Source organism: Rheinheimera sp. KL1 (assembly GCF_001275035.1).
Taxonomy (GTDB): domain Bacteria; phylum Pseudomonadota; class Gammaproteobacteria; order Enterobacterales; family Alteromonadaceae; genus Pararheinheimera; species Pararheinheimera tangshanensis.
Genome location: NZ_LAMX01000002.1, coordinates 74,170 through 81,094 on the forward strand (window position 1 = coordinate 74,170; position 6,925 = coordinate 81,094).

Consider the following 6,925-nt stretch of genomic DNA (forward strand, 5'->3'; position numbering starts at 1 on the left):
CTGATTTTAAGCGAATGAGACGCCTTGTTTGTTATGAAACTTGTGAGCTGAAGCAATCATTTTTATTAGTTTGGCTATAGCTTAGTCAGCTTTACTATTTGACAGGACTTCTGGACGTCTCTATATTCCGGAAAATTTTAAAACCTTATAGGTTTAGAGGAAAACTCATGACGTTATCGCAAAAACAGCAAGCCCGTTTATCCTTGCTGCCGTTATTGCTCTTTGTCGCGCTGTTTTTAGGCACAGGCTTGTATCTGCAATCTCAAGGCGTCGATTATGCCTTTTATCAGTTGCCAGGGCCTGTCGCTATTATTCCTGCTTTGGTGTTGGCGATTTGGTTGTATAAAGCGCCACTGGCAGAATCAATTGAAGTCCTGGTGAAGGGGGCGGGTAATAGCAATATTATTACCATGTGTATCATTTACTTGCTGGCAGGAGCTTTTGCCACTGTCGCTCAGGCCACTGGTGGTGTTGATGCGGTAGTCAACGCCGGTTTATCGCTTGTACCAGCGCAATTTTTATTGCCCGGCTTATTCGTAATTTCCGCCATAGTAGCGACAGCAATGGGCACCTCTATGGGCACCATAGGTGCTCTGGCACCTATTGCTGTAGGCTTAAGTTCACAAGCGCAATTAGAGCCAACTTTAGTGGCAGGTGTGCTGTTAAGCGGCGCCATTTTTGGCGATAACCTGTCGATTATCTCTGATACCACTATCGCCTCCACCCGCACTCAGGGTGCACAGATGAAAGATAAATTCAAAGAGAACCTGAAAATTGCGCTGCCTGCAGCACTGGTCACTTTAGCCTTGTTCGCTTTTTTAGCCCAAAGCCACGCCGAAGTAAGGGTACAAGACTTTAGCTGGACTGGAGTTTTACCTTATGCAGCTATCCTGTTCCTAGCTGTAGCTGGCATGAATGTCTTCGCTGTATTGTTGCTGGGGATAGTGTTAGCGGCGTTACAAGGAGCTGTACTGGCCGATTATCAGTTGGCGAACCTGGGTAAAGATATTTACAAAGGTTTTGGTTCTATGCAGGAGATTTTCCTGTTATCGATGCTGGTGGGCGCTTTAGGTGAATTTGTTAAACAACAAGGTGGCCTGCAGTATTTATCCAGTCATGTCATTGCTTGGGCTTTAAAGCTCAAACTGGCAGGTAACAAAGCACAGCAACTAGCAATTGCGGCCCTGGCTTTTGTCAGCAATCTTTGTATTGCCAATAACACTGTAGCCATAGTTGTCACAGGGGATGTGAGTAAAGATATAGCGCAGCACCATCAAATCCCTCCCAAGCGCAGTGCCAGTTTATTGGATGTATTTGCCTGTATAGCGCAAGGCTTAGTACCTTATGGTGCTCAGGCTCTGTTATTGGGTGCTAGTTTTGGCATATCGCCATGGGACGTGGTAACACATAGCTACTACTGTTTAATTCTCGCAGTTTTTGCCACAGCACGTATTTTGGTTGAAAAAATCGACCGGAGCGATTTTTAACATCGAAGCGCAGCGACGATGGCCTGAACAGGCATTGGGCAATAGCCATCTCTAAGAGCAGGGCCAACATTAAGCTGGCCCTGTTATTTAAACTCTAAGCTTTATTACAATTCGGTAAAGCGCCCTGACTGCGGCGCTGCTGATAATAACTTTCTGCCACCGCCATATGTTTATTCAACTCTTTAATTCTATTGTCCGGCACAGGGTGGCTGGATAACAGCTGTGGCGTTGAACCGCTGCCCTTAGCCGCCATGTTCTGCCATAACTTCACAGATTCAGTAGGTACAAAACCAGATTTGGCCATCAGTTCCAGGCCCATAATATCGGCTTCTGTTTCATGAGCTCTGCTAAAAGGCAGAGCAATGCCGACCTGAGCGCCTAAGCCAAAAGCTGTTTTCATTTGTTGCTGATAAGGCGAGCCTGCGACAGTCAGGGCACTGTCGGCGACTGTGAGGGCAGTAGATATAAACTGGTCGCTGGATAAACGTTCGTTACTGTGTCCTGCCATGACGTGTGCAATCTCATGACCTATCACAGCCGCAAGTTGTGACTGGTTATCGGCCACTAACAAAAGTCCGGTGTACACACCCATTTTGCCACCTGGCAAGGCAAAAGCATTCACCTGATCATCTTCAAACACCACGATTTCCCATGGGGTTTGTTGCCATTTTGCATCGGTATGTTTGAGCAGGTTATTTGCCACACACTGTACATACTGATTCACTTTTTTGTTTTTACTGATCGGAGTTTCTGCCTTCATCCCTTCAAAAGTCTGAATACCCATAGCGCTGAGTTTTTTATCATCAAATAACATCAACTGGCGACGACCTGTCGGCGACTGAGTACAGCTTGCAAGCAGCACACTAGCGATTAACAAGGGAAGTACTAACTTAGTACGCATTAAATGATCCTTCTTTTCGTACTGGAAATTGCAGCTTATAGAACTATAAAAACTGAAATAAGTTCAGTTATTGTGCGGCATCTGAAAAAAGAAAACCACCCGCAGGTGGTTTTCATTCAGATAGTTTCGAAAACTGGCTTAGCCGGTTAAATCATCGAAAAACTTCTTCACACCATCAAAGAAGCCTTTGGACTTAGGTCTGTGTTTCGCTTCACTGTCACCACCCCAGCTTTCATCAAGCTGACGCAATAAGTCTTTTTGCTTGTCGCTTAAGTTGACAGGCGTTTCCACCACCACTTTACAAACCAAATCCCCTACACCGCCACCACGGACAGACTGCACGCCTTTACCACGCAGACGGAACATTTTTTCGGTCTGGGTTTCTGCCGGGATCTTCAGCTTGACGCGACCATCTAAAGTCGGCACATCAATTTCACCGCCTAAAGCAGCAGTACTGAAGCTGATAGGAACATCACAATACAGGTTGTTGCCATCACGCACAAAGATAGGGTGATCTTTCACATGCACCTGCACATACAAGTCACCAGCCGGCGCACCAAACTGCCCTGCTTCACCCTCACCTGCTAAACGAATACGATCGCCCGTATCCACACCAGCAGGAATTTTCACTGACAGTGTTTTAGTTTTTTCTACGCGGCCATCGCCATGACACTTAGTACAGGGGTCCGGAATAATTTTGCCGCGACCACTACAGGTAGGACAGGTTTGCTGAACAGCAAAAAAGCCCTGACGCATGGTCACCTGACCCGCACCATGACAGGTTGGACAAGACTTAGCCTGCGTGCCTTTTTTCGCGCCTGAGCCATCACAGACATCACAGGACACCCAGGTTGGTACTTTAATTTCAACTGACTTACCACGTACAGCATCCTCGAGATTTAACTCCAGGTTGTAGCGTAAGTCTGAACCACGTTGCGCGCGGGATTGACCACCACGGCGGCCACCACCAAAGATGTCACCAAACACATCACCGAAGATGTCATTAAAGTCGGCACCACCACCACCGCCGCCACGATTTGGATCCACACCAGCGTGACCATAGTTATCATACGCAGCGCGCTTCTGGTCATCCGACAGGATCTCATAGGCTTCTTGCACTTCTTTAAACTTCTCTTCCATAGCCTTATCGCCCTGAGTTCGATCAGGGTGATATTTCATGGCGAGCCGCTTATAGGCCTTTTTGATTTCTTTATCGTCAGCGCCTTTCTGGACGCCAAGCACTTCGTAATAATCACGCTTCGACATAACAACTCATATTGATAGAGGAGCGACCGCACAGGGCGGTCGCTCAAATTAACTCTGGTATGGGGTGCATCTTAAAGATGCGCCCCCACAGACACAATGATTACTTGTTGTCTTTTACTTCTTCGAACTCAGCATCTACTACGTCATCACCAGCGGCATTGCGGGCTTGTGGTTCAGCACCACCTTGCTGCGCTTTTGCCTGAGCAACTTCAGACAGTTTCTGAGAAGCCTGGATCAGAGCCTGAGTTTTGGCTTCGATATCAGCTTTGTCGTTCGTCTTGATAGCAGCTTCTAACGCGGCAACAGCAGCTTCAATCTCTTGTTTGTCGTTGGTCGCTAAGTCGTTACCAGCTTCTTCAATTTGCTTGCGGGTTGCATGCACTAAAGCATCAGCCTGGTTACGGGTTTGCACTAACTCTTCAAACTTTTTGTCTTCTTCAGCATTCAGTTCAGCATCACGTACCATACGTTCCACTTCTTCATCTGTTAAGCCTGAAGAAGCTTTGATAGTGATCTTCTGCTCTTTACCTGTATCTTTGTCTTTCGCAGACACATGCAGAATACCGTCTGCGTCTAAGTCGAAGGTGACTTCGATTTGTGGCTCACCACGACGACCCGGGCGAATACCCTCTAAGTTAAACTGACCCAGTGACTTGTTGGCAGAAGCTTGCTTACGCTCCCCCTGCAGCACATGGATAGTTACAGCTGACTGGTTGTCATCTGCTGTAGAGAACGTTTGTGACTTCTTGGTTGGAATAGTGGTGTTCTTCTCAATCAAGGCTGTCATCACGCTACCCATAGTCTCGATACCTAAAGACAGTGGAGTTACGTCTAACAACAAGACGTCAGTCACGTCACCAGACAATACAGCGCCCTGAATCGCAGCACCTACAGCCACAGCTTCGTCAGGGTTCACGTCTTTACGTGGCTCTTTGCCGAAGAAAGCTGTTACCGCTTCCTGAACTTTAGGCATACGAGTCTGACCACCCACCAGGATGATGTCGTTAATTTCACTCACAGACAGGTCGGCGTCTTTTAAAGCCTGTTTCAATGGCTCAATAGTGCGCTGAATTAAATCATCTACCAAAGATTCCAGCTTAGCGCGGGTTACTTTGATATTTAAGTGCTTAGGACCAGTGGCATCCGCAGTGATATACGGCAGATTCACTTCAGTCTGAGAAGCAGAAGACAATTCGATCTTAGCTTTTTCGCCCGCTTCTTTTAAACGCTGCATCGCCAGTGGATCGTTACGCAGGTCAATGCCCTGCTCTTTTTTGAACTCGTCGACTAAGTAGTTAATAACACGAGAGTCAAAGTCTTCACCACCTAAGTGAGTATCACCATTGGTAGCTAACACTTCGAAGGTCTGTTCGCCATCTACATCGTCGATTTCAATGATAGAGATATCGAAAGTACCACCACCTAAGTCATAAACCGCAACTTTGGTGTCGCCTTTTTTCTTATCCATACCATAAGCCAGAGCAGCTGCTGTTGGCTCGTTGATAATACGTTTAACTTCTAAACCAGCAATACGACCAGCATCTTTTGTAGCCTGACGCTGAGCATCGTTGAAATAAGCCGGAACAGTGATAACAGCTTCAGTCACTGGCTCGCCCAGATAATCTTCAGCAGTTTTCTTCATTTTTTTCAGCACTTCAGCAGAAATCTGTGGTGCAGCTAATTTTTTGCCTTTAACTTCAACCCAGGCGTCACCATTATCAGCTTTAACAATCTGGTAAGGCATGATTTTTATGTCACGCTGAACTTCAGCATCTTCAAAACGACGACCAATCAAACGCTTAATTGCGAACAAAGTATTTTTAGGGTTAGTCACAGCCTGACGTTTGGCTGGCTGACCTACTAATACTTCGCCGTCTTCGGCATAAGCGATGATGGAAGGAGTGGTTCTGGTACCTTCAGCATTTTCCAGAACGCGTGGCTGGTCACCATCTAAAATAGCCACACAGCTGTTTGTTGTACCTAAGTCAATACCAATAATTCTACCCATAACTACTCTCCGCTTATTAATCTTTACAATTAAAATTGTGTTGACCAGTTAATGGGGTTTATCCCTATTCGATTCAAGGTTATTTTTTTAAAAAAATTTATCCTTTGTGCGATTTCGAGCAATAAGCAAACAAAAAGCGGGAGCTAAGGGTTTAATAGTGCTGAAACTAAGTCGATAGAACAGAAAAGCATTTAACTCAAAAAGCAATTGCAGCGTATAATTCAGCAAAATTGCTTGAATACCGAGCCTCAACAGAGAGAGAGATCATGCCTTTATTAGACAGCTTTACCGTTGACCACACCATTATGAAAGCGCCTGCGGTACGTGTGGCTAAAAAAATGAATACCCCAAAAGGTGATGACATCACCGTATTTGATTTACGTTTCTGCGTGCCTAACGAAGAAATCCTGTCGGAAAAGGGCATTCATACACTTGAGCATTTATTCGCCGGCTTTATGCGTGATCATTTAAATGGTGACGGCGTAGAAATCATCGATATTTCCCCTATGGGTTGCCGCACAGGTTTTTATATGAGCCTGATTGGTACGCCGGATGAGCAGCGTGTAGCAAACGCATGGAAAGCAGCTATGGCCGACGTACTGACAGTACAAAATCAGTCTGAAATCCCTGAGCTGAATATTTATCAATGTGGTACAGCGCAGATGCATTCTTTAGCTGAAGCCAAAGAGATTGCACAAAACATCATCAGCCGTGGTGTGGGTGTAAATTTGAACGACGAGTTGAAGCTTTCAGCTGAGTTTTTAAAGCAGTAATTTCTCCAGAAACAAGCACTAAGGCCACCATAAGAGTGGCCTTTCTTGTTTTTGGCATTCTTCTTCAAACACATGGCTAATGAGCCAGATAGATTCTGAATTTGTGGTTCTGGGTCAGGCGGAAGCGGGTCGTCTGGCGGTGAACTACAGTGCTCCCCCCATCCTGGGGTTCTGGTCAGGCGACAGCGGACCGTCTTGTCCGGCCGCTTGCAGAGTGCCTCGACCCTGGCGGTGAACTACAGTGCTCACCCCATCCTGGGGTTCTGGGTCAGGCGACAGCGGACCGTCTTGTCCGGCCTTTCGCAGAGCTCAAGGCGTGAAACAGGCGTGACGCAAAACTATTTGCGTCCCGTTTTCCCTGTTTCACCCTGGCGACCGCCTGTGCAACGCAAATAAGCAAAAAGGCCCAGTCGTTAGACTGGGCCTTCTGGCTTAATTGGGAGCCTGGCGGTGAACTACTCTCGCATGGCATCTGCCACACTACCATCGT

At 46.6% G+C, this 6,925-nt stretch carries 5 protein-coding genes; 2 read left to right on the top strand and 3 right to left on the bottom strand.

The window, feature by feature from the left end:
* Positions 1 to 167 precede the first annotated feature (167 nt).
* Positions 168 to 1,487: a Na+/H+ antiporter NhaC family protein gene (locus WH43_RS00705; protein WP_053422744.1), complete on the top strand. Its 1,320-nt coding sequence runs from the start codon at positions 168 to 170 to the stop codon at positions 1,485 to 1,487.
* Between the two features lie 94 nt (positions 1,488 to 1,581).
* Here WH43_RS00705 and WH43_RS00710 read toward each other — a convergent pair whose 3' ends face one another.
* The 3 genes from WH43_RS00710 to dnaK all read right to left on the bottom strand — a co-directional run bounded on the left by WH43_RS00710 (position 1,582) and on the right by dnaK (position 5,662).
* Complete coding sequence (locus WH43_RS00710; RefSeq protein WP_053422745.1) at positions 1,582 to 2,388, bottom strand: M48 family metallopeptidase; 807 nt, start codon at positions 2,386 to 2,388, stop codon at positions 1,582 to 1,584.
* 138 nt (positions 2,389 to 2,526) lie between these two features.
* Positions 2,527 to 3,654 (bottom strand): molecular chaperone DnaJ, encoded by a 1,128-nt coding sequence (gene dnaJ / locus WH43_RS00715; RefSeq protein WP_053422746.1) that lies wholly within the window; start codon positions 3,652 to 3,654, stop codon positions 2,527 to 2,529.
* Positions 3,655 to 3,754: 100 nt separating this feature from the next.
* Complete coding sequence (gene dnaK, locus WH43_RS00720) at positions 3,755 to 5,662, bottom strand: molecular chaperone DnaK (RefSeq protein WP_053422747.1); 1,908 nt, start codon at positions 5,660 to 5,662, stop codon at positions 3,755 to 3,757.
* Positions 5,663 to 5,928: 266 nt separating this feature from the next.
* Here dnaK and luxS point away from each other — a divergent pair, with 266 nt between their 5' ends.
* Complete coding sequence (luxS, locus tag WH43_RS00725; protein WP_053422748.1) at positions 5,929 to 6,435, top strand: S-ribosylhomocysteine lyase; 507 nt, start codon at positions 5,929 to 5,931, stop codon at positions 6,433 to 6,435.
* Positions 6,436 to 6,925: the final 490 nt, after the last annotated feature.

Bases quoted from the DNA above. Each gene is read 5' to 3' on its own strand.
- WH43_RS00705 (WP_053422744.1), top strand. From the start codon at position 168: ATGACGTTATCGCAAAAACAGCAAGCCCGTTTATCCTTGCTGCCGTTA.
- WH43_RS00710 (WP_053422745.1), bottom strand. From the start codon at position 2,388: ATGCGTACTAAGTTAGTACTTCCCTTGTTAATCGCTAGTGTGCTGCTT.
- dnaJ (WP_053422746.1), bottom strand. From the start codon at position 3,654: ATGTCGAAGCGTGATTATTACGAAGTGCTTGGCGTCCAGAAAGGCGCT.
- dnaK (WP_053422747.1), bottom strand. From the start codon at position 5,662: ATGGGTAGAATTATTGGTATTGACTTAGGTACAACAAACAGCTGTGTG.
- luxS (WP_053422748.1), top strand. From the start codon at position 5,929: ATGCCTTTATTAGACAGCTTTACCGTTGACCACACCATTATGAAAGCG.